The organism is Arthrobacter sp. NPDC058097, from assembly GCF_042884885.1.
In the GTDB taxonomy this organism is placed as follows: domain Bacteria; phylum Actinomycetota; class Actinomycetes; order Actinomycetales; family Micrococcaceae; genus Arthrobacter.
On sequence record NZ_JBHVSZ010000025.1, the window covers coordinates 1 to 23,021 of the forward strand.

Annotated in this window: 20 protein-coding genes; 6 read left to right on the top strand and 14 right to left on the bottom strand. The window is 67.1% G+C overall.

The genetic code is table 11. The annotated features are described in order from the left end of the window. The first annotated feature begins 116 nt into the window (after positions 1-116). Complete coding sequence (locus tag ACFVTE_RS24095; RefSeq protein ID WP_387105192.1) at positions 117-650, top strand: gluconokinase; 534 nt, start codon at positions 117-119, stop codon at positions 648-650. Positions 651-652: 2 nt separating this feature from the next. Here ACFVTE_RS24095 and ACFVTE_RS24100 read toward each other — a convergent pair whose 3' ends face one another. The 6 genes from ACFVTE_RS24100 to ACFVTE_RS24125 form a co-directional block, all read right to left on the bottom strand. Then, on the bottom strand, positions 653-1,105 hold the full coding sequence (locus ACFVTE_RS24100; RefSeq protein ID WP_387105195.1) for a hypothetical protein: 453 nt from the start codon (positions 1,103-1,105) through the stop codon (positions 653-655). 331 nt (positions 1,106-1,436) lie between these two features. Beyond that, complete coding sequence (locus ACFVTE_RS24105; protein WP_387105198.1) at positions 1,437-2,840, bottom strand: DUF3100 domain-containing protein; 1,404 nt, start codon at positions 2,838-2,840, stop codon at positions 1,437-1,439. Then, positions 2,837-4,057, bottom strand: a complete 1,221-nt coding sequence (locus tag ACFVTE_RS24110; RefSeq protein WP_387105200.1) for an amidohydrolase — start codon at positions 4,055-4,057, stop codon at positions 2,837-2,839. The genes ACFVTE_RS24105 and ACFVTE_RS24110 overlap by 4 nt, the downstream gene beginning before the upstream one ends. 7 nt (positions 4,058-4,064) lie before the next feature. Then, the gene (locus tag ACFVTE_RS24115; RefSeq protein WP_387105203.1) at positions 4,065-5,612 is read right to left on the bottom strand and encodes an aldehyde dehydrogenase family protein; all 1,548 of its coding nucleotides are present in this window, start codon (positions 5,610-5,612) and stop codon (positions 4,065-4,067) included. Between the two features lie 37 nt (positions 5,613-5,649). Then, positions 5,650-6,585, bottom strand: a complete 936-nt coding sequence (locus ACFVTE_RS24120; RefSeq protein WP_387105205.1) for an NAD(P)-dependent oxidoreductase — start codon at positions 6,583-6,585, stop codon at positions 5,650-5,652. 58 nt (positions 6,586-6,643) lie between these two features. Next, positions 6,644-7,537: a MurR/RpiR family transcriptional regulator gene (locus tag ACFVTE_RS24125; RefSeq protein WP_387105207.1), complete on the bottom strand. Its 894-nt coding sequence runs from the start codon at positions 7,535-7,537 to the stop codon at positions 6,644-6,646. A gap of 189 nt (positions 7,538-7,726) precedes the next feature. On the opposite strand from ACFVTE_RS24125, the gene ACFVTE_RS24130 reads away from it, so the two are divergent. From ACFVTE_RS24130 to ACFVTE_RS24150, 5 genes are all read left to right on the top strand, one after another. Further along, positions 7,727-8,365 carry a GPP34 family phosphoprotein gene (locus tag ACFVTE_RS24130; protein WP_387105210.1) on the top strand — a complete coding sequence of 213 codons (639 nt, stop codon included), beginning with the start codon at positions 7,727-7,729 and terminating at the stop codon, positions 8,363-8,365. A 115-nt stretch (positions 8,366-8,480) separates the two neighbouring features. Beyond that, a complete protein-coding gene (locus tag ACFVTE_RS24135; protein WP_387105213.1) occupies positions 8,481-10,997 on the top strand; it encodes an EAL domain-containing protein in 2,517 nt (838 codons plus the stop codon). 109 nt (positions 10,998-11,106) lie between these two features. Continuing rightward, entirely contained in the window at positions 11,107-11,667 is a 561-nt protein-coding gene (locus ACFVTE_RS24140; RefSeq protein WP_387105216.1) for a DM13 domain-containing protein, read from the top strand. A gap of 315 nt (positions 11,668-11,982) precedes the next feature. Beyond that, positions 11,983-12,291, top strand: a complete 309-nt coding sequence (locus ACFVTE_RS24145) for a hypothetical protein (RefSeq protein ID WP_387105219.1) — start codon at positions 11,983-11,985, stop codon at positions 12,289-12,291. Positions 12,292-12,417: 126 nt separating this feature from the next. Then, complete coding sequence (locus ACFVTE_RS24150) at positions 12,418-13,512, top strand: type I restriction endonuclease (RefSeq protein ID WP_387105221.1); 1,095 nt, start codon at positions 12,418-12,420, stop codon at positions 13,510-13,512. A 171-nt stretch (positions 13,513-13,683) separates the two neighbouring features. Here the strand turns inward: ACFVTE_RS24150 and ACFVTE_RS24155 are convergent, their stop codons facing one another. The 8 genes from ACFVTE_RS24155 to ACFVTE_RS24190 form a co-directional block, all read right to left on the bottom strand. Next, positions 13,684-14,643 (bottom strand): sugar kinase, encoded by a 960-nt coding sequence (locus ACFVTE_RS24155; RefSeq protein ID WP_387105224.1) that lies wholly within the window; start codon positions 14,641-14,643, stop codon positions 13,684-13,686. Continuing rightward, entirely contained in the window at positions 14,640-15,326 is a 687-nt protein-coding gene (locus ACFVTE_RS24160; RefSeq protein WP_387105227.1) for a bifunctional 4-hydroxy-2-oxoglutarate aldolase/2-dehydro-3-deoxy-phosphogluconate aldolase, read from the bottom strand. The genes ACFVTE_RS24155 and ACFVTE_RS24160 overlap by 4 nt, the downstream gene beginning before the upstream one ends. 133 nt (positions 15,327-15,459) lie before the next feature. Next, positions 15,460-16,848: an MFS transporter gene (locus tag ACFVTE_RS24165; protein WP_387105230.1), complete on the bottom strand. Its 1,389-nt coding sequence runs from the start codon at positions 16,846-16,848 to the stop codon at positions 15,460-15,462. A gap of 83 nt (positions 16,849-16,931) precedes the next feature. Beyond that, a complete protein-coding gene (locus tag ACFVTE_RS24170) occupies positions 16,932-18,002 on the bottom strand; it encodes an NAD(P)-dependent alcohol dehydrogenase (RefSeq protein WP_387105233.1) in 1,071 nt (356 codons plus the stop codon). Further along, complete coding sequence (locus ACFVTE_RS24175) at positions 17,999-19,522, bottom strand: mannitol dehydrogenase family protein (protein ID WP_387105235.1); 1,524 nt, start codon at positions 19,520-19,522, stop codon at positions 17,999-18,001. The genes ACFVTE_RS24170 and ACFVTE_RS24175 overlap by 4 nt, the downstream gene beginning before the upstream one ends. Positions 19,523-19,524: 2 nt before the next feature. Beyond that, a complete protein-coding gene (gene manD / locus ACFVTE_RS24180; RefSeq protein ID WP_387105237.1) occupies positions 19,525-20,742 on the bottom strand; it encodes a D-mannonate dehydratase ManD in 1,218 nt (405 codons plus the stop codon). Beyond that, a complete protein-coding gene (locus ACFVTE_RS24185; protein WP_387105239.1) occupies positions 20,739-21,719 on the bottom strand; it encodes a 2-hydroxyacid dehydrogenase in 981 nt (326 codons plus the stop codon). The genes manD and ACFVTE_RS24185 overlap by 4 nt, the downstream gene beginning before the upstream one ends. Before the next feature lie 2 nt (positions 21,720-21,721). Beyond that, complete coding sequence (locus ACFVTE_RS24190; RefSeq protein ID WP_387105241.1) at positions 21,722-22,711, bottom strand: LacI family DNA-binding transcriptional regulator; 990 nt, start codon at positions 22,709-22,711, stop codon at positions 21,722-21,724. Between the last annotated feature and the right edge of the window lie 310 nt (positions 22,712-23,021).

Sequence of the window (23,021 nt, forward strand, 5' to 3'; positions counted from 1 at the left end):
TCACCCACGACTACCCCGTCACCGACGCCCTCGAAGCCTTCGACATCGCCCGCAACTCCGCCCAATCCGGCAAAGTCCTCCTCAACTTCGCCGGCTAAAAGTTTGGAAAGCACATCATGATCACGAACCTGCCGCCCCTGGTTGTCATGGGCGTCTCCGGCTGCGGGAAGTCGACCGTCGGCGCGCTGCTGGGCGAGCGCCTGGGCGTGCCCTTCTTCGACGGGGATGACTTTCATCCCGCCGCCAACAAGGCCAAGATGGCAAGCGGCACACCGCTGAACGACGAGGACAGGGCACCGTGGCTCGCCGAGATCGGTGCCGCGCTGGCGACGCCAGCCGACGGAGAGGCCACGTGCATCATCGCCTGCTCGGCCCTCAAACGGAGCTACCGTGACCTGCTGCGCAGCTTCGTGCCGGACCTCGTGTTCATCCACCTCGCCGGCGAGGCAGCAACCATTTCCGGCCGGATCAGCGGCCGGGCGCACGAGTACATGCCCAGCAGCCTCCTGGCGTCGCAGCTTGCCACGCTGGAGCCGCTGGGTGCGGATGAGGCTCATATTCCCGTGGACATCCTCGGCGATCCGGCATCGCTCGTGGAGGGCATCGTAAGCGGGCTGGAACTGCGCGGAGTGGAACTGAACCGCGTCTGACCCTACCTCTGGGGCTGGATTCCGTTCCCGGCGCCCTTGGCGAGTTCCACCTCGGTGTTGATGATTTCCGCGGAGCACTGGAACTGCACGCTGCAGCTTTGCAGCACGATGGTGGCGGCAGCCGTGCCCTCGTTGAATGCCATCAGGTTGGGAACCACCCGGATGGTGACTGTCTGCGCCTTCCGGGTGCAGTTGAGCTCCGCGTTTCCGAGGCCGCCGGCGATCCGTCCGTCACTGACCCTTTGGGTCAGCTGAATGACCGGTACCGCGGTAACCAGGGCGGGGCCCGTATCGCAGACGAAGGTGACCGGAATGTCGACGGCGGCGCCGTCTGCGACGAGGATTCCGGGCCCCGCGCTGACCAGGGTTGCGGGGGCTGCGTGGGCCGGGGCGGCGATGCCCATGAGGCCGGCGGTGAGAGCGACGGCGGCGAGGCGGCTTCTTGTGCCTAACATCAGGATTTCCTTGGATAAAGGGTGGCGGTAATCGAAGCGTGGCGTCCTGCGTCCCGTGGGTTGTGCCGGCGCGGCGACCGGGCGCCTGGAAATACGGGGCTCGTGTTTGTACGGTTCATGGCCCCTGACGGCGGCGCCGTTCCGGGCGCCGCGCTGAATAGCCGAACATCGGACACTGCCAAAGGTCCGGTGCGGCCGAAAGTCCGGCTGGCCGCACAGTACTCATGTCCCGGTTGCGCTGACAAGAGCCAAGTATAAAGGAAGCGGACGACGGCGGGAGGTCCCGCCGTCGTCCGCTTCCTTTTTGTACGTTATGGCTAGCCGCAGAGGCCTAATGCCACAGCCCGAGGGCGAACTCGGCGATCACGGTGGACAGCAGGAACGATGCGGTGACCGCGACCAGGCCCACCGGGATGATTTTCCAGCCGATGTTTTTCAGCAGCGGGATGTCCTTGCCCAGGGACAGGCCGGCGAGCGTCAGCATGACCGTGGCGATCGAGAGGAAATCGACCGACTTGATGGGGCCGTTCAGTGCCGCGGCGCCGAAGAACCAGGGGCTGGAGATGTAGGCGCCGATGGTGGTGATGTAGACGATGGCCGAGATCTTCTTGGTGAGCTTGGCCAGGGCAACGCTGACCAGGACGAGGGCCAGCATGATGGCGTACCCGGCGACGATGGTGAGGCTGAAGCCCTTGGCCGCAACCGAGGCCGTGCCGATGCCGAGGACGGTCAGGACCGAGAGGGACAGCCACAGCGGCAGGTGCATGGCCGCCGAAGACTCCGCAACCCGTTCGCGGAACCGGCGGTTCTCCTCGGCCTGGGCTGCCTCCCGGGCGGTGCTGCCTTCTCCGGTACCAGCGCCGCCGAGCTCCGTGTCCCCACGCTGTGACGGCGCGCCGGCCGGAACCGCAGCCTCTTCCCGGGTCTGTTTGCGGGTGAGGACCCGGTAGAAACGGTCGGCCAGCGGCAGGGCGAGGTAGATGCCAACGTAGACACCCAGGATGGTGGTGATCAGGTTGGAGATGGCCGCCATGCCCAGGATGGCCTCCTGGTCGCCGGGGTAGGCGGCGATGATGCTGGCGGAGGACGCCGCCATCATGGACCCGGATCCCACGCCGGCACCCATGGCCAGGGCCAGGGGGTCGAAGATCCTCCAGTTGGAGATCAGGGACGTCAGCAGCGTGATGTACACGGCGCCGAACAGGGTGCCGAAAACGTACATCGCCAGGACGCCGCGGTACTGGTCGGAGTCGGGGCCGTACTTTTCGGAGACCATGGCGAAGGACGGTTCGCGGTCAAGGGAGAAAGTGGCGCCGACTGTCGCCTTGCCCATGCGGAGCAGCACGGCCAGCGGGAGGGCCAGCGCGATGGTGCCCAGCAGGTGGCCCACCTCCTGCAGCAGCAGCGCCGGGCCTGCCTTGAGCAGGGTGGGAAGGCTGGGGCCGATGTTGAACGCCAGCCTGGCCACCAGGAGCAGAACCGCGACGCCGACCAAAGCGGCGGCGACCCGCTGCAGGTCCAGTCCCAGCGGCTTGAACTTCTGGACGGAGACCAGCAGGCCGAGGATGAGGCCCCAGACCATGGGGAAGATGACGATCGCGCCGATGCCGACGTCGATCTTGGCCTGGCCGATCAGCTGGACCGCCAGCGCAATGACGAAAGCCAGCGCGGCGATGGGAAGCGTGAGCCTTGTACCGGCTTTGTCTGTCCGCGCGGGTGTTGTGCTGGTGCTCATGGTGTGCCTTCCTGTGTGACCGTCTGACGGCGGTAAGCCGCTTTGATCAGGCGTGCCCGTTCGGTGGGGGTGGTGGCCGCGGCGGCGGCTGTCCAGGCCAGCGCGGTGGCTGCCTCGAACATCACGGCGTAGGCCTCCGGGGAGTCTGCGAGTGCGGCAAAGGCGTGCGAGTGGATGGGGACGTCCGCGCCGGGAATGCTCAGCCAGGGATGCAGGCTCGGGATGACCTGGGAGATGTTGCCCATGTCCGTGGAGCCGCCGCTGATGCCGGCCGAGGGCGAGGTGTCCTTGCCGAACGCGTCCATGGCCTCGGTCCAGTGGGCCGCCAGGGCGTCGTCCTGGATCAGCGGTTCGTAGAGCGGCTCCGTGTCCTCGAAGGCCAGCGTGGCGCCGGTGGCGACGGCGGCCCCTTCGAAGCAGCGGCGGACGCGCTCCAGCAGCACCTCGAATTCCTTCAGCGTGAAGGCCCGGCATTCGAACTCCACCACCGCCCGCTCCGGAATGATGTTGGTGACGTGTCCGCCTTCCGCGACGTACATTGCGACGCGGTGGTCACCGGGAATCTGCTGGCGCAGCAGCCCCACGGCCACCTGGCTCAGCACGGCAGCGTCCGCGGCGTTCACGCCCTGGTGCGGGGCGGCCGCCGCATGGGCTGCCTTGCCGGTAAAGACCGCCCGGTACCGGCCCACGGCCTGGGCGCTGGTGCCCGCGGGGTTGTAGGTCACCCCGTCCTGGACGGGATGGACCATCAGGGCCAGGCTGACGCCGTCGAACGCGCCGCGTTCCAGCAGGAGCGCCTTGCCGCCGCCGTGTTCCTCGGCGGGCGTTCCGATGGTCCTCAACGTGATGCCCAGCTCGTCGACATGCGGCCGCAGCGCGAGGGCGGCGGCCACGGAGGCGCCCGCGATCAGGTTGTGGCCGCAGGCGTGGCCGATGTCCGGGAGTGCGTCGTATTCCACACACAGGGCCACCGTGAGGTCGCCGCTGCCGGCGGTGGCGGTGAATGCCGTGGGCAGTCCGCCGGTGCCGCGTTCCACCTCAAAGCCGCCCTCGGCCAGCAGGTCCGCTGCCGCACCGGCCGAGTGGACCTCCTCGAAGGACACCTCCTTGAGGGCGTGGATGTGCTGCGCCATGGCCAGGACCCGCGGTTTCCACGTGCTGACGCCCTCGGCAAGGGCGGTGCGGAGGCTGGGTGCTTCTGTCGGTTCCATGAACATGCCTGCCCTAGTAGGAGAGGGACGGGAACGGGGTGCCGGCTGCACGGGTGGGCACCCAGATCGCCTTGGTCTGCGTGTACTCGTCCAGGACGCCGGGGCCGGAGGACCGGCCGTGGCCGGAGTCGCCGAAGCCGCCGAACGGAACCGCCACGTGGATGGTCTTGTAGGAATTGATCCAGAACGTGCCGGCCTTCACCTGGCGTGCCACGTGGTGGGCGCGGGAAACGTCGGAGGTCCACACGGCGCCGGCCAGGCCGAAGTTCGTGTTGTTGGCCCGGGCGATGGCCTCGGCCTCCGTGTCGAACGCGTCGGCCCCGACGACGGGCCCGAAGACTTCCGTGGTTTCGAGGCGGTTCTGCGGCGTCACGCCGTCGAGCAGGGTGGGCATCACCCAGTGGCCGCCGGCGAGGGCTGACCCGGCCAGGGCGTCGGGGAGCGTTCCGCCCGTGACCCGGCGTCCGCCGTCGTTCATTCCTGCCTCGATGAGCGAGGTGACGGTGGCGAACTGCTGGGCCGTGATGATGGGGCCCACCTCGGTGTCCGCGCTCAGCGGGTCACCGACGCGCAGCCGGGCGGCCTTGCCGGCGACCAGCTCCACGAACTGGGCGTGCACGCTGCGCTCCACCAGGAGCCGCGATCCCGCAACGCAGGACTGGCCCGCGCCGGAGAAGATCGCCGCGATGGCGCCGTCGGCTGCACGTTCCAGGTCTGCGTCCGCGAAGACGATGTTAGCGCTTTTGCCGCCGAGCTCCAGGAGCGCGGGGATGCCGGCCTGCGCGGCCGCGACGGCTACCCGGCGGCCGGTGGGGACGGAGCCGATGAAGCTGACCTTGCCGACGCGCCGGTCGCTGGTGAGGGCTGCGCCCACGGTCTGTCCCAGCCCGGCCGCGACGTTGAAGACGCCTGCGGGCAGGCCGGCCTCGTGTGCGAGCTGGGCAAGGCGGATGGACGAGGCGGGCGTGAATTCGCTGGGCTTGATGATCACCGCGTTGCCGGCGGCCAGCGGCGCGGCGGAGTTCCAGCCGGCGGTGAAGAGGGGTGCGTTCCACGGGGTGATGGCGACGACGACGCCCCAGGGGACGCGCTCGGTGTAGGTGTGCCACGGGCCGGGAACGGGGATGGTCTGGCCGGTCAGCTTGTCCGCCCAGCCGGCGTAGTAGCCGAACATCTCGGCGACCTTCGCGGCCTCCACCCTCGCGTCGCGGATGGGTTTGCCCGTGGTAGCCGACTCGAGGATGGCCAGTTCCTCCGCATGCGCTTCAACCGTGCGGCTGACGTTGCGGAGGATGGCGGCCCGTTCAAAGCCGTTGAGGTCACCCCAGATTTTGGCTCCGGTGACGGAGCTTTCCAGGATGGCGTTGGCGCCTTCGACGCCGGGGTCGGCGTAGGTGGCGAACGGTTCGCCGGTTGCGGCGGCGGTGAGCGTTATGTTCCCGCCGCTGCCCGTGACGGTCCTGCCGTCAAGGAATGCTCCGAGGCCGGCGGGGAATGCTGCGTCCAGGACGGCGCGGGCGGTGGCCGCTGACGAGGAAGTGGGTGCTGTGGTGGCGCTCAAGGTGGTGATCCTCTGGTCGGTCTTGTTTGGAGGGCCGTCAGGCGACGGCGGTGGTGCCGTTTGTGGTTTCGTTTGTGCTGCCGGGCGCGCCGGCGGGGGTGATGGCCGGGGCCACGGTCCGCGCAATCTCGGTGAAATCCGCGCGCGGGCCGAGGGCAACCAGGGCGTCTTGCCATTGGCCGGCGACGGCGGTCAGCAAGGCCGGGTTTTCGCCGACCTGGGCGGCCACGTCAACGGCGAGGGCGGCGTCGCGTGCCATGAGTCCCAGCGAGAAACCGGAGTCGTGGGTTCCGGAGAGCACCCAGTTGGGGTACATGTTGGCGGAGACCTTGCTGCCGCCGGACGCATCACTGATGCTTGCTGCCGCCTTGGCCGGGTCGATGCCGTAGGCTTTGGCGACTCCCAGGGCCTCGCCGACCGAGACCAGGTTGGCCGCCGCCAGGACGTTGTTGAGGAGCTTGACGACGTTGCCGCTGCCGGGGCCGCCGATGTGGTTGAACTTCCCACCGGTGAGTGCCAGCAGGACGGGTGCGGCGGCGGCAAGGGCGGCGTCGGTTGCCCCGATGAAGGCGCTCAGGGTTCCGGTTGATGCGCCGTCGCGGCCGCCCGAGACGGGGGCATCCACGAAGGCGGCGCCCTGGGCTTCAGCGAGTTCGGCCATCTGCCTGCTCGTTGCCGGTTCGGAGGTGGTGGTGTCGATGATCGCGACGGTTCCCGGTGCCGCCAGGAGCTGCGGCACGGTTGCTTCAACGACGTTTGCGGCGGGTAGCGAGAGCACCGCGTAGGGGGTTCCCGCGAGGTCTTCCACGCGGGCGGTGGTGGCGATGCCGGCGTCGGCCGCGGCGGCGCGTGCTGCCTCGGAGGGGTCGAAGCCGGTGACCTGCCAGCCTGCCTTGTGGAGCGTGGCTGCCATCGCCCCGCCCATGGAACCGAGGCCGATGACGGCGATGCGGCGTTCGGTGCTGGTGTTCATAAAGTTGCTCCTTGAAGAAGATGAGCGGGATGCAGGGACCGCTATGGGGAGTTGCCGGTCAGTCGAGGTAGATGTCGAGGTCTTTCCAGAGTTGCTGTGTGCGGCGAATGGCTGCCCGGCTGCGCTCGGGGTGCGCTGCCTCCATGCCTGCGAGCAGGCCATAGACCAGTGAGTTTGCGGCGGTGACGGACTGGAAGAAGGAGATGCCCTCCGACGCCACCACCAGGAGGTGGTCTGCGACGGCTGCCAGGCGGCCGCGGCGCATGTCGCTGATGGCGATGACCTTGGCGCCAGCCTGCTTTGCTGCTTCGGCGGTGACGATGATCTGCCGCATGGAGCGCCACATGTTGATGACCACCAAAACGTCGCCGGGCCCGAGGGCGTTGGCGCTGGAGGCAAGGTGGACCGCGCCGCGGTTCTCCAGGGTGATGGGGTAGCCCATGGTGGAGCCCAGATGGGCCATCACGCTGGCGGGGCCGGCGAAGGAGCCAAGCCCCAGGACGATGATGGACCTGGCCGCGGCCATGGTGGCGATGGCTGCCTCGGCGTCGTCGGCCGTGTTGGAGTCCAGCGTCAGGCGGAGGTTCTCGATGTCGTGGTTGAGCGCGTCGTGCAAGGGGCTGCGGTGTTCCCCGTGTTCCGTCAGGGTGTCCTCGGTGGAGATCATCACCAGGTAGCGGGACCGCAGTTCCCGCTGCAGGTCCGGCCAGCCCCGGTAGCCCAGGTGCTGGGCCGCGCGGACCACTGTGGAGTTGTTGACGTCGGCCCGCTGGGCGATTTCCGCGATGTCCGCATAGGAGGACAGCTGCGGGTTGCGCGCGATCACATCGACCACCCGGCTCTGGGCTTTGGACAGCGCAACGTCCGGAAGCGCGTCGCCGAGCCAGACAGGGGAGGCAGGGGCAGCGCCGGTTCCGGTGCTTGCATCCAGTCCCGCGGTGTTGGGCTTCACGGTAGGCCTCTTTCTGTGGGCAGAGTCCGTGCATGGGTGGGGTTGTGTAACCCGGAGCGCTCTGCAAGTGTGATTGCATTAAATGTACTCTGCAATTTTGTTTGCGGGAAGTGCTTTTGGTGCCTGGCATGTAAAACCGGGTCGCGATCGTCCATTGCAGCAGTGGCTGGACCGCGCGACCATGAGGGTATGAGCACCGAAAGACCGGGCGAGGGGGAGCTGAACCTGCCGCAGGCGTTCCTTCTGCTGGCGACGAATGAGAAGGACGGCGAGCCGGAAGTGCCGCCGAGCGTCCTCAAGGCCGCACTGTCCGGCGCCATCCTGGCGGAGCTTGACCTGCTGGGCGCAATCCAGCTGCAGGGGAAATACGTGCGGGCCACGGGAGCCCCGCCGCAGTCGGACTTCCTGCACCAGTGGGAGCTGATCCACGACAAGTCCCGGCCGCACAGCCCCCGGCGGTGGGTCGCCATGCTGGAAAGCCGCGCCGAACTGCACCGAGTCTATGAGGGGATGGCCGCTCTCGGCGTCGTGACCCAGGTGGGTGAAAAGCATCTTGGCGTCTTCAGGACCACGCGCTATCCGGAGAAGGACCATGCTCCGGAAGCGGCACTTTTGGCGAGGATCGAAAACATACTCAGCGGATCGGCGTCGGACGCCAGAACTGCCGCGCTGATTGGCCTGCTGCACGCGGCAGGGCTGATGGACAAGCTTTTCCCCGGAGCCGGACCGGCCCGGCTCCGGGAATTGGCCGGTGACCACTGGCCGTCCCGTGCGGTCCGGGATGAGCTGCGCATGATCCGGCTCGCGGAGGCGGAGGCCGCCACGTAGCGGAAACCCTTGCAGGAACTCCGTCCTGCTGATTTACTTCGTGCACGGTTCCCTATGCAAACGGGTCCACTTCTTAGCGCGCTGCCATGTGGGGGAGCACTTGTCGGAGGGGTTAATGGCTGGGGAACATCGTGACGATCTGGTCATGCAGTCGTTGCTGCTGGACGAAATCGGCCAATCGGTCATCGGCATGGACGGCGACTGGCGCATCACGTACTGGAACCGCGCGTCGGAGCGTTTGTACGGGTTGGCCCCGGACAAGGCGCTGGGGCGGAAAATCAGTGACCTGGGCATCGTGGACGGCTCCAAGGAGCGGGGCCAGGCTGCCACGGACCTGGAAATTGCCCACAGAATCGCCCGCGGCGGGGACTGGGCCGGCGAACTGTGGGTGCGCCACAGCACCGGCCGGGAGTTTCCGGTCCACGCGACGGTCAGCCGGATCAGGGGCCGGCACACAGTCCCCGTGGCGGTCGTGGCGATTTCAAAGGACATTACCGACCGCAAGCACACCGAGGCCATCTTGCGCCGGCTCTCGGCCATGGTTGAATCCTCCGGCGATGCCATCATCGGCGCTGACCTCACCGGCAAAATCACCAGCTGGAATGCGGGCGCGGCCAGGATGCTCGGCTGGAGCTCCTGGGAGGCGGTGGGGCACAGCCACGCGCTGGTGACCGCCGACGACGGGGCCTACTTTGGCACGGACGTCAGCTCCCGCCCGGGGAGCGGGGCGTTCGTCACCGGTGTGGAGGCCCGCTGGCGCTGCAAGGACGGGTCGGTGATCGACGTCGAACTGACCGTGTCCCCCGTCTACGACCAGGACGGCATCCGGGTGGGCGCGTCCGCCATCGCCAGGGACATCACGGAGATCCAGCGCCTGAAAGCGGCGGCTGAAGCCGAACGCGAGCGGTTGCTGGCAGCCCAGGAGATGGCCCACGTCGGAAGCGTCGAGCACACGGTAGCCACCGGCGAGACGTGGCATTCGGAGGAATTCGACCGGATCCTGGGAATGGCGGCAGACGGCCCGAAGGACAGGGAAACCATCCTGGCGCGGACGCACCCTGACGACCGGGACCGTGTCCGCGACGTGTGGGAGAGCCTGGATCGCGGGCTTGGCTTCGCCGACTTCGAGTACCGGATCATTCGGCCCACCGGCGAACAGCGGTGGCTGCACTCACGGATCCGGAGCATGAAGAGCGCAGACGGCAAGCCGATCCGGTTTCTGGACACCGTCCTGGACATCACCGACCGGAAGAACGCCGAGCAGATCCTGGAGTGGCAGGCGCGCCACGATGCCCTGACCGGCCTGCCGAACAGGTACATGGTGACCGAGGTCCTGCAGGGTTTCCTGGACCGGACCGCCCGCCCGGTGGTGATGTTCGTCGACGTCGACCGGTTCAAGCTGATCAACGACGGCATCGGCCACGGCGCCGGCGACCAGATCCTCGTGCAGCTGGGGGAGCGGCTGAAGGCCTCCGTCCGGGACGCCGACACGGTGGGCCGGTTTGGCGGCGACGAATTCGTGGTGATCTGCGAGAGCCTGCAGATGAGCGGGGCCCAGGCCGTGGCCGAACGGATACGGGCTGCGACCCGGCAGCCGTTCGACGTGGACGGCCGGCAGATCTACCTTAATGTCAGCGTGGGCATCGCGTTGGCGGACGAGGAGGACACCGCGGAATCGATGCTGCAGGGGGCCGATGCCGCCATGTACCGGGCCAAGTCCGCCGGCGGGGATTCGTCCGCGATCTACGACGTGCGCATGACCGGACGTGCCACCGGGCGCCTGGACCTCGAGTCAGACCTGCGGCTTGCCTTGGAGCGCAGCGAGCTGACGCTGAACTACCAGCCGATCATCGACGTTTCCACTGAGGGCGCCGTCGGCTTCGAGGCGCTGCTGCGCTGGCACCACCACGAGCACGGCCCGATCATGCCTGACGCCTTCATCCCCATTGCCGAGGAGACGGGCCTGATCCTGCCGATCGGCACCTGGGTGCTGCGCGAGGCGCTGCGTCAGGTGCAGCAGTGGCGCACTCAGGTCCCGGGGGCGGCGAACTTCACGGCGGCCGTCAACATCTCCGGCCGCCAGCTCGTGGCCGGCGACTTCCCCGACGTCGTGGAGGCGGCCATCCGTGACACCGGCATCGACCCCGCGGCCGTCCACCTGGAGATCACCGAGACCGTGCTCATGGACCAGCCGGACCTGCCCAAGGAAACGCTGCAGCGGCTGGCCCGCCTGGGCGTGGGCCTGTCCATCGACGACTTCGGCACCGGTTACTCATCGCTCAGCTACCTCAAGTGGCTCTCGGCCCGCACCCTCAAGATCGACCGCACCTTCGTCGAGGAGCTGGGGACCGATCCGCACGGGGCCACGATCATCGAGCTGGTCCTCGGCATGGCGGAGAGCCTGCGGCTTGATGTGGTGGCCGAAGGCGTGGAAACCGGCGTGCAGCTAAGCGAACTTCGCCGCTTGGGTGTGCGCCTCGCCCAGGGCTACCTCTGGAGCAAGCCGCTGCCCGCCGAACGGATCCCGGCCTGGCTGCAGTCCCACCCGGCCAAGCAACGCGCTTCCGCCCAGGCCACCGCGCGGATGGCCGCAGCCCTGAACGCAGGGGAACCGATGCCCCGCGTCGGCTAACCCCCTGTTATCTTCCGAGTTTTTGTCCAGATAATGGCTGCTAAACACCTCTCAACTCGCGATACGTGGACAAAAACTCGCCCAGTTCGACCGGGTGTAGATTGGCAGCATGCAGGCCCGCAACCGCAAGCGCCGCTGGCTGATCACCGCCGCTGTGGGCGCCGTCGTGCTGGCGCTGGGGCTCGTGTTGTTCAAGCCGTGGCTTCTGTTTGTGGACGTGCGGGTGGACGAGCAGTTGCCCACAGCTGTGGCTTCGGCGTCATCGGCGGAAGCCTCCGCCGCCGTGAAGACACCCTCCGCTTCCGCGTCCCCCGCGGCTCCGGTTCAACTTGCCGAGGGTTCGCTCATCAGCCACGAACACGCCACCACAGGAACCGTCCGGATCATTCAGCAGCCCGGCGGGAAGCGCGTTCTGACACTGGAGAATCTCGACACTTCCAACGGTCCGGATGTGCACGTCTGGCTCAGTGCCGTGGACGTCGTGGAGGGAACGGCAGGATGGTTCACGGCCGGTTCCGCCGAGCACTTTGACCTCGGCATGATCAAGGGGAACCAAGGCAACCAGGTTTACGCGATCCCCGACGGCGTCGACCTCGCCAGATACAAGTCCGTGGATCTGTGGTGCGTCCAGTTCAGCGTGTCCTTCGGAGCCGCCCAGCTTGCCAAGTGATTCCGCCCGCTTCGATTTGGAGTTTTTGTCCAGATAATGGCGGCTAAACGACCTTCAGGTCGCGACAACTGGCCCGTTTCGACATTGACGGCGGAAGTCCCGCCGTCGTGCTCTTCTGTAGCTTGTGTCCAAATATTGGGATCCACCCTCAACGTCTTCACAGATTATGGGGAGGATTTCCGCAGGATCGGCTGAAAGGCGTCCTTGATCAGCTCGCTCAAGCTACTTTTCAACTGAGGGAATCGATGGCCGGCAGTGCACGCTGGGGCGATCGCTCCCGCAACAAGTTAACCGCCCGCATCGCGAAAGGCTCACATGTCCTACCCCAGCAATCAGCCGTACCAGTATCCGAACTATCCGAATGTGCAGCAGAATAACTCTCTCGAGTTCTTCCATGGCAGCAAATTCAAGGAAAAGTCCGTCATCTTCGGCGTCATCGGGTTCTTTTTCCTCGGCATCGTTTTTGGCCCGCTGGCAATTTCCAATGCACGGAAAGCGGAAGCCTTGCACCATTCGGCAACGTTGGGAAAGGTGCTCGGCTGGATCGACACGATTGCGGGCGTTCTCTCGATGCTGGTCTTCCTCTTGTTTATCATCGGAGCGGCGTCCGGGGCGGGCAGCTAGGCGTTTGCAAACCCGTAATCGATGGGTTGCGCGAATATCTTGCAGCCCGTCGCAACAGCACATAGCTTGTACGAATATGCCATGGCATATTGCGGGACTTATGTGTAGGTGAATCTGGAGGGGACAATGGAGTTTGCTGAACGACTGACAGCGCTGGCAGCAAAAGTGCGGCAGCAGAGGTCGCAGATCGAGACCGAAGAGGCAACCAAGAATGCCTTCGTGATGCCCTTCATCTCGACGATTCTTGGTTATGACGTTTTCAATCCTTTGGAAGTCGTGCCGGAATTTACAGCTGACGTCGGCGTGAAAAAGGGCGAAAAGATCGATTATGCCATCATGCATGGCGGGACGGTGCAGATCCTCATCGAGTGCAAGAAATCCAAAGAGCCCTTGCGGATTGAGCACGCCTCCCAGCTCTTCCGCTACTTCGCGGTGACGAATGCCCGAATCGCCATTCTGACTAACGGCGAGGTGTATCAGTTTTTCACTGACCTCGATGCGCCCAACCGTATGGACGCGAAGCCCTTCCTCGTCCTGGACCTCAACGAGGTTGACGAGACCCTCATTCCCGAGTTGATGAAACTGTCCAAGGACGTCTTCGATCTTGAATCGATCATCAGCGCCGCGGGTGAACTGAAGTACATCGGGGCAATCAAGCGAGTCATCGCATCTGAGTTCAAGCAGCCTGAGGATGACTGGATCAAATTTTTGACAGCAAAGGTCTATGAGGGACCTTACACACAGAAGGTCAGGGAGCAGTTCACTGGGCTGGTAACGAAGGCGACGAAGCAATTCCTCAATGATCAGGTCAACGAACGGTTGAAGACGGCACTGGGGGCTCCAAACTTCCCGATGGCAAGTGACCCTGAGATTGCGGCTACTGTCACCAGCGAGAAGTCGGCGGAGGACGACCTGCTGGAGACCGGGATCGAGACCACTCTGGAAGAGTTGGAGGGATTCCATATCGTTCGGGCCATCGTGTGCGGCGATGTTAAGCCTGCGAGGGTCGTGCAGCGCGACGCGAAGTCCTACTTTGCGGTTCTGCTCGATGACAACAACCGCAAGCCAATCGCCAGGTTGCACTTCAACCGCGTCCAGAAATATCTGGGTGTTTTCGATGAAAGCAAGACTGAGACGCGTATCCCGATCAACTCCCTCGACGAGATCTACGAGCATGCGGACATTCTGCGAAGCAGCGTTCGTAGCTACCTGGAGTCGTAAGGGACAACAGAGGGCGTGGCACAAAACGCAAGGAGGACGACGGCGGCAGGTCCAGCCGTCGTCCTCCTTTTGGTTGGAGTTTTTGTCCAGATAATGGCCGCAGGAGGCCCTTGAAGTCGCGACAAATGGACAAAAACTCCAAACGCTTCTGGCGTGGGTCGGCCGATCAAGTTAGCGGGAGACCGGCTCCTTTGCTTCCAGGAGCGCCAGTTCGTGGCGGCGGGGGAAGCCTTCCCAGTCGCCGGGGACGAGGCAGGCGAACGCTCCGGTTGCGGCGGCGGTGCGGAGTCTTTCGGCCGGGTCGCGGCCTTCCATGAGTTCGGCAAGGTAGCCCGCCACGAAGGCGTCGCCGGCACCGACCGTGTCAACCACAGAAACGGGAACAGCCGGCTGCCGGAACAAAGCACCGTCAACCAGGGCGAGGGCTCCGTCGGCGCCGAGCTTGATCACGGCCTGCCCCGGTCCAAGGTCGGCGATCCGGCGGGCCAGCTCCTCTGGTTCACCGGGGCCGACGGCGATTGCTGCCTCGTCTTCCCCGGCGAACACGATGTCCGCCAGCGGGATGATGTCGCGGTAGACGCTGCCGGCACCTTCGGCGGACCAGAGGTTGCCGCGGAAGTTCAGGTCGAACGACACCGGAACGCCGGCAGCCCGGGCCACTCCGATGGCATGCCGCAGCGTAGCCTCCGCCTGGGCTGACAGCGCAGGCGTGATGCCGCTGACGTGCAGCAGCCCGGCTCCGGCAATGAGCGAGTCGTCGATGTCGACCGGCGCAATCCGCGAACCCGCGCTTCCCGCACGGTAATAGCTGACCCGCTGCGCGTCCGGAGTCCGGCGCTCCTTGATCATCAAACCGGTGGGTGCGGAACGGTCGACGGCGATGCGGACGTCCACGCCCTCGGCGCGGATCTCGCGCTCCACAAGCTGGCCCAGGGAGTCCGCCCCCACGCGCCCGCACCATACGGACTGCACGCCGAGCCGGCGGAGGCCGATGGCCACGTTGGACTCGGAACCGCCGATGCCCAGGCTCATGGTGGAGGAGTGCGCGAGCGGGCCCACCTGGTCAGCGCGCATCAGCGCCATGGTCTCACCGAACGTGAGGACGTACGGCGCGGCGCTGCCCCCGCTCACTTGGCGGCCCCGAGCTGCTCCGCGCTCTGGTCGATCAGCTCGCGGACCCGCCGGGCCCTGGCCGTGAGGTCCTGCAGGTCGCCGCCCTTGAAGGCGTCGCCCAGCAGCGGCCCGCCGAGGCTGACGGCCAGCGCTCCCGCCCTGATCCAGGCCGGCACATCCTCGATGTTGACGCCGCCGGACGGGATCACCTCGATGTCAGGGAACGGGCCGCGCAGCTGTGAAATGTAGCCGGCGCCGACCGTGGAGGCCGGGAAGACCTTGACGGCGGTGGCTCCCAGCCTCCAGCCGGTGTGCAGCTCGGTGGGGGTCAGGCCGCCAGGGTAGATCGGAACCCCGCGAGCAACGCAGGCGGCAATGACGCCGGGATCCGTGACGGGTGTGACGATGTAGGCGGCGCCGAGGTCGAGGGCCGTCTCCGCCTCCGATGCTTCCGTGACAGTTCCGACGCCGATCTCGAGGGCATCCCCGAACCGTCCCTGGAGCAGGGGAAGCTCCTCCCAGACCCCGGGCGTGCTGAGCGTGAGCTCGATGCTGAGTACCCCGCCGCGCTGCAGCGCCTCGATGACCGGCGCGTAGTCCGAGGCGTGCCTGGCGCGGAGAACGGCCACGGCCCGGGTCTCGCGGAGGACTGCGGAGGGTGCCGGCCGGGACGCCGTGCCGGGGTTTTCGAGGCGGAGCATGGGATTCCTTTGGGAGTTGGCGGGCTTGCGGCGGAAGTGCTGTAAAGCGGAACTGCCAGTGCACGACGGCGGCGCGTGCCGCCGTCGTGCACTCGCACTTTTGGTTGGTGCCTGGATCACTTGACGGGACGAGTTACTTGGCGGTGCGGGCGGCGGCCAGCTCAGCCGCCACCGAAGGGGTGGCGACCACGCCGCTGGCACGGCGGGCGTCCTCGGGGTCGGTCAGGTCACGGTTGACGGTTTCCGGGGAGAGCCGCGTGGCGATGAAGCTGACGAGCATGGTCAGCGACATGTAGATGGCCACCGGGATCCAGGAGTTGCTGAAGAGGCCCAGCAGTCCGGCGCAGACCATCGGTGCGATGCCGCCGCCGATGATGGAGGAGAACTCGCGGCCCAGGGTGACGCCGGCGTAACGGTAGCGGCTGCCGAAGATCTCCGGGAAGTAGCTCATGTGCACACCCACCACGCCCTGGCAGGCCAGCATGAAGCCCACGATGATCACCAGCACGATGGCGACGGGGGAGCCGGTGGTCAGGAGCATGAAAGCGGGTGCCGGAAAGAGGATGAGCGCACCGGTGATGAGCGAGACGACGCGCCGGCGGCCGATCTTGTCGGACAGAATGCCGAAGGAGACCGCCGCGACACCGCCGCAGAGCGCACCGATGAGCAGCACCGGCGGGATGAACTTGGGGTCGGTTCCGACGACGGTGATCAGGTACGAGGCCATGAACACCTGGATGGTGTAGGACTGGGTGCTGACGCCGAAGTTCATCAGAATGACGCGCAGGACGTTGGCCTTGCCGAACTTGGCGACTTCCCTGAGCGGTGCGGGCGGTTCGGTGCGGGCCTGCTTGATCTCCTCAAACACGGGGGATTCATCGAGCTTGCGCCGAATGATCAGGGCAGCGACGGTGACGAAGATGCTGGAGAGGAACACGAGGCGCCAGCCCCAGGTCAGCATGTCGTTCGGGGCCAGGGACTGGGCGGCGATCCACACCAGCGCGCCCAGGGCGGTGCCGGCGGCGGCGCCGACCATGATCAGCGAGGCCAGCTTGCCGCGGGTGCCGGGGGCTGCGGATTCGGTGAGCAGCGTGGCGCCGCCGGACTGTTCGGCGCCGGCGCCGAAGCCCTGGGCTGCGCGGCACACGCACAGCAGGACCGGGGCGAACAGGCCGATCTGGTCGAAGGTGGGCAGCAGGCCGATGGCCAGCGTGGCGCCGCCCATCAGGAGCAGCGTGACCACGAGGATCCACTTCCGGCCGAGGCGGTCGCCGAAGTGGGAGAAGAAGACGCCGCCGAGCGGGCGGAACAGGAAGCCGACGGCGAAGGTGGTGAAGCTGGCGATCAGCGCCGCCGCGGGGGAGACGTTGGGGAAGAACAGTTTGCTGAAGACGAGCGCCGAGGCGGTGCCGTAGATGACGAAGTCATACAGTTCGAGGGTGGTGCCGATGAGGCCGGCGACGGCGGCCTTCCGGACTTTGCTCTGGTCGATATTCCCTGGGGGAACGTGTGCTGTGGTCATTTCCATACTCCTTTGAATGGATGTCCTGGAGTGGCCGGGCCTTGGGGCCACGACCGCCGGGTTCCCTGGCTGAGCTTGCGAGGTTAGGGAGCGGTTGGGGATTGGTAGGTGATGAGTACTTTGAGGTTGGTGGGGTCGGTCACGGGTGCCGTGAGGGCGGCCGCGGCGTCTTCGAGCGGGTACGTGCTGGTGATGATGGACGGGAGGTCCACGACGCCGGACGAGGCGAGCTCGATCGCCGTCGGGAACGCGTTGGCGTAGCGGAACGCGGTGACGAGGTCGATCTCGTAGCGCTGGAGGAACCCGAGCGGGATGCCGTCTACCATGGGCTTGGCCTGGCCGACGACGGTGGCCCGGGCTGCCGGTGCCAGGGTCTGGATGCCGTCTGCGAGGGCCCGGGTGTTGCCGGAGCATTCGATCAGCCGGTCCATGCCCGTCAGGTCCAGCGGCGTGGATGCGGTGTTGAGGGTGCGGGTGGCGCCGAACTTGGCGGCGACGGCGAGGCGGTCGTCGTTCACGTCCGTCACCACGATCTCGGCGGCGCCCCTGGCTGCCGCGACCTGGGCGACCAGCAGGCCGATGGGCCCGGCGCCGGTGACCAGCACCCGGTGGCCCGCCTGGACCTGCGCCCGTTCGACGGCCCAGACGGCGACGGCGAGCGGTTCGATCGCGGCCCCGATTTCGGCTGGGATGCTGTCCGGCAGCCGGTGGACGGCGGCTTCGGGCACCACCACGTGGCGGGCGAACAGCCCGTCGGTCGGCGGGGAACCGAAGCAGGTGCCGGCGGGGCAGAGGTTGTAGCGCCCGGACAGGCAGGTGGGGCATTCCCGGCAGGGCAGGGCAGGTTCGATGGCGACGGCGGTGCCCGCGGCGACTTTGGTGGCCGGTCCGGCGGCGATGACGACGCCGCCACCCTCGTGGCCCAGGACGGTGGGCTGGCGCAGCACATTGGTGCCGTTGCGGCCGTCGGCGAAGTAGTGCATGTCCGAGCCGCAGATCCCGCCGGAGCGCATCTCGACCAGCAGGTCGTTCGGGCCGAGGGCGGGCAGCGGCTTGTGTTCGATGCGCAGGTCGCGGGCGGCGTGAAGCACTGCGGCCTGTGTGCCGGTGGGGAGCGCGGCGGCTTTGGTTGCGGGGATGGACTGGGTGGTCATGGCGTGCTCCGTGTGGTTTGAAGGGACGGGGCGGGAGCAAGGGCGGTGTTGGCTTCCGCGATGGCGGCGAGCGGGCCTGCCGAGTGGATGATGTCGATGAACTCGCCGGTGCGGGCGGTGAACTCCTCGCGTTCGGCCAGTTCCTCGCCGAGGAGGTGGTGGTCGCCGAGGACCCGGCGGGCGAAGTCCTGGCCAGAGCGGGATCCGGCCGCCAGCCCGGAGAGCAGCCCGCGGGCCGGGTCCTCCATGGCATGGGCCTGGGGTCCGGGCTCGAACCCGGGCAGCGGGGCGATGCATGCGAGATATGCGGCGGTGGTGAGGGCCAACAGCTGAGGCAACCGGCCGTCGTCGAGCATCTGCAGTGCCGGCAGCGGGATCCGCTGCCGGAGTTTGACGGACCCGTCCGAGCCCACCTGGCTGGTGCGGTGGCCCAGGGCCGTGTTGCGCCACCGGGAGAAGAGCTGTTCCTCGTAGGCGTCCACGTCCACGCCCGAGGGCACCGAGACGCTGGGCAGGTACTCGTTCCGCAGCACGGAGCGGGCGGCCAGTTCGATGGCGGGGTGCGAGACGGATTCGGGAATGGTGACGGCGCCGGTGAGGGCTCCGAGGTAGGCGATGAGGGAGTGCGTGCCGTTGAGCAGGCGGACTTTCAGCTGCTCGTAGCCGCCCACCTCGTCGGAGAACACCGCGCCGCCGGCTTCCCAGGTGGGGCGCCCGGCGATGAAGTTGTCCTCGACGATCCACATGGTGAACGGTTCGGCCGGGACGGGGATCCGGTCGATGTAGCCGCGCCGGGAGGCGACCAGGCTGCGGTAGTGGTCGGTGGTGGCCGGCACGATCCGGTCCACCATGGAGGAGGGGAAGCTGGTGCGGGTGTCGAGAAAGGCCAGAACCTCAGCAGATTCGGCGGGCGGGAGCAGCGAGGCGAACTCCCGGACCAGCCGCCGGGTGTGGTGGCCGTTGTCGGCGAGGTTGTCGCAGCTGAGGATGGTCACCGGTTCGGCGTGGGTCCGGGACCGGCGCTGCAGGCCGCGGACGATCTGCCCGATCGGCGTCTGGGGTGATTCGGGGTTGCCGAGGTCGTGCCGGATGGCGGGGTCCTGCAGGTTCAGGGAGCCGGTGGCGGGGGTGTAGTTGTAGCCGTTTTCGGTGACCGTCAGCGACACGATCCGGGTGCCGGCGTCGCTAATCGCCTTGACCACCCGGCTGGGATCGGCGGCGGCAGTGAACGCGTCGGTGTGGACCCGCGGAACAGAGAACTTCGAGCCCTCAGGCGAAATTTCCACCACGGTGTAGAGCATGTCCTGGGCGTGCATGGCGTCGGGGATGGTGTTGGAGCGGCTGGCTACGCCGATGATGCCCCAGTCGCCGCCGTGGGCGGTGAGGGCGGCGTCGGTGTAGACGGCCTGGTGGGCGCGGTGGAAGTTGCCCAGACCCAGGTGCACGATCCCGGCGGCCGGTGCTGCCGGGCGCGTCAGGATTCCCGGGGTGGCGGCAGAGAGCGGGGGAACGGAGGTCATGGTTACCAGTCCTTCATGGAGCCGTCGAGCTCACGGGCGATGGGCAGGTAGGCCTGCTTGTACGGGAAACGCGCGGCGGCGTCCTCATCCACGTGCACGCCAAGACCTGGCTCGTCGCCGGGGTGGAGGTAACCGTCCTCGAAGCGGAAGCTGGACTGGAACACCTCGGACACCAGGGGGTCGTAGCCCATGTATTCCTGGATGGCGAAGTTGCTGGTGGCCAGGCCCAGATGGAGCGAGGCGGAGAGATTGATCGGCGAGACATCGGAGGGGCCGTGCGGCGCGCCCTTGATCTGGTAGACCTCCGCCAGCGCGAGGATCTTGCGGACGTGGGAGATGCCTCCGGCATGGACGACGGCGGTGCGGATGAAGTCGATGAGGCGTTCAGTAATGAGGTACTCGCAGTCCCAGACGGTGTTGAAGACCTCGCCGATGGCCAGCGGGATGGTGGTTTGCTGGCGCAGGGTGCGCAGCAGCCGCTGGTTTTCGGCCGGGGTGACGTCCTCGAGCCAGAAAAGGTCCACCTCCTCGAGGGACTGTGCCAGCCGGGCGGCCTCAGTCGGGTTGAGCCGGTGGTGCACGTCGTGCAGGAGCTTGAGGTCCGGGCCCACATGGTCACGGACCGCGGCGAGGACCTTCGGGGCGTGGCGGAGGTAGGCAGAAGTGTCCCAGTCCTCTTCGACGGGTCCGGCGCCGCGGCCGGCAGGCTCGTAGCTGGCGGCGCCCTTCGTGACGCCGTAGACCTTGTCCAAGCCCGGAACCCCGGACTGGGCGCGGACGGCGCGGAAGCCCTGTTCCCGGCGGCGGTCCACGGAGTCAAGGAGTTCGGGCACGTCCCAGCCGGTGGCGTGGGTGTAGGTGAGGATCCTGTCCCGGGCGGCACCGCCCAGCAGCTGATAGACCGGGACGTCCAAGCTCTTGCCCTTGATGTCCCACAGGGCCAGATCGATGGCGCCGATCGCGGCCATGGTCACCGGCCCGCGGCGCCAGTAGGCGCCGCGGTAGAAGTACTGCCAGGTGTCCTCGATCCGGTCGGCATCCCGGCCCAGCAGGGCGGCGGCGAGGTGGTCGCGGAGGTAGCTGGCGACGGAGAGTTCGCGGCCGTTAAGGGTGGCGTCGCCCCAGCCGACGAGCCCGTCGTCGGTGGTGATCTTCAGGGTGACGAAGTTGCGGCTGGGGCTGGTGACGAGGACGTCGACGTCGACGATTTTTCGGGTCATCGGGAGATCACGACATTCTTCAGTGGCTGGTTCGCGGACAGTCGGGTGATGTTTTCGGCTATCTCGCGGGCGCGGCCGCGGAAGGTCTCGGCGGTCACCCCGGAGGAGTGCGGGGTCATGACGACGTTGTCCAGCCGGCCGAACGGCAGTGCCGAGGGTTCGCCGCGGCCGTCCGTGCCCGGGTACTGGTACCAGACGTCGATGGCCGCACCGGCAATGCGGCGGTCCTTCAGGGCGTCGTAAAGCGCCGTTTCATCGACGACGGGACCGCGGGCCACGTTGACGAGCTGCCCGTCGGGGCCGAGGTTGTCCAGTTCCGCCGCGCCGATCAGGGAGGTCGTTCCGGCGTCGAGCGGGATGCTGACCACCAGCACGTCGGATTCGCTGAGGGCCTCGCCCAAGCGGTCCGTGGTGCCGGCCCAGCGCAGGCCGTGCTGATCAGCGTCGACGGAGCCGCTGCGGGTGATGGCGATGCCTTCCGCGCCGAAGGCCTGCAGCAGCCTCCAGGCGGTGCTGCCGATGTGACCGAAGCCGAGGAGCGTCACCACGGCGCCGCGCAGCGTTTCCGGCTGGCGGATGTCGGGGGAGTAGACCGAGGAGGACCAGACGCCGCTGCGCAGGGCTGCGTCCTGGCCCAGCAGGTTGCGGCGCAGCGCCACGAGCACGGTGGCGATGTGCTCGGCGATGGAGCCCTCATGGTGGAAGGTGTTGGCGCAGACGGCTCCTGCAGGAAGCGCGTCCGCGTCGATGCCGTCGTAGCCGGCGCCGGCCACGTGCACCAGCCGGAGGTTCCGTGCCTCGGCGCCCATGGCGGGGGTGAACTTCGGTCCGACGTAGACGTCGGCATCCTTGAGGTCGGTCAGGACCGAGTGTTCATTCCAGCTGTCGTGCCAGGAAGTGACGGTGCCTTCCGGCAGCGCCGCCTCGAAGGTGGCGCGCTGGGGCATCAGGTTGGGGTCTGCAATGACGATTCTCATGGTTACTTTCCCTGGAGGGTGTGGTCGGCGTTGCGGGCGGCGAAGGTGGAGCCGCGCACGATGAGCTGCGAGTTGAGGTGGACCGCCTCGGTGGCCGTCGGCTTGCCGGCGATCTGTTCGAGCAGGAGTTCGAGGGCGAGGGAGCCGCTGCGGTTGATGGGGACCCTAACGGAGGTGAGGCCGGGCTCGGCGGCGGCGGCGATGTCGAGGTCGTCGATGCCCACCACGCTGATGTCCTCGGGGCAGTGGTAGCCGAGCGTCCGGGCGCCGGCGAGCATGCCGATGGCGACGAGGTCGTTGTACGCGATGACGGCGGTGGCGCCGCTGGCGACCACCGAAGCTGCGGCGGCCAAACCGCCGTCGACCGTGGCGTTCTGGTTGCCCACCGTGACCAGTTCGATGCCCCACTCTTCGCAGAGGCGGGTGATGGCCGCGAGCCGCTGGCCGTTGGCCCAGGAGGATGCCGGGCCCGGGATGTAGGCGAGCTTGCGGTGGCCGAGGGCGTGGAGGTGCTCGACGGCCTGGCGGATTCCTTCGCCTGCCTCCATCAGTACGCGGGCGGCCCGGTCCGCTTCACCGTTGATCACCACGAGCGGCGCGTTGCCGGCCAGGTTGTGGATCTGGTCCGAGGGGAGGCGCGGGGAACAGAGGATGATGCCGTCCACGCCGGTGGTGAAGGCGGCGAGGTGGTCGCGCTCGCGGGCGGAGGACTCGCCGGTGTCGGCCAGGACCATGCGGTGCCGGCCGTGCCAGGCCTGGTCCTGGATGGCTTTGATGAGTGCGGCGAACACGGCGTTGGAGATGTCCGGGACCACGACGCCGAACGTGCGGCTGCCGTTGAGGCCGGGGACGTCGTACCCGAGTTGGGCGGCGGCGTCCATGACCTTCTGGCGCGTTTCGGCGGCGAGCCGGCCGGGGTCGCCGAACGCCCGTGACGCCGTGGCGAGTGAGACGCCTGCGAGCTTTGCGACGTCCGTAAGTTTTGCCGCCATCGGTCCTCCAGTTGCTTCGTTGAAACCCTTCTCCCCAAGTATGGAAAGACTTGTACAAACTTGTCAAGGGTTTTCCATGAGTTGCATCACAGGGTGGGCGGAGCCGGTTCGCCAGGGGACCGCTTAAAGCAAGAAGGACGACGGCGGGTGGTCCCGCCGTCGTCCGTCCATTTCGTTTGGCTTGGAGTTTTTGTCCAGATAATGGCCGCTAAAGCGCCGGCAAAGTCATATGGTCGTAGCAACGCTCTGATAGATGGAGCGTTCAGATGCCAAAGTTGTTTCCCGTCAGTGCCCGTGGTGATTTCCTCGA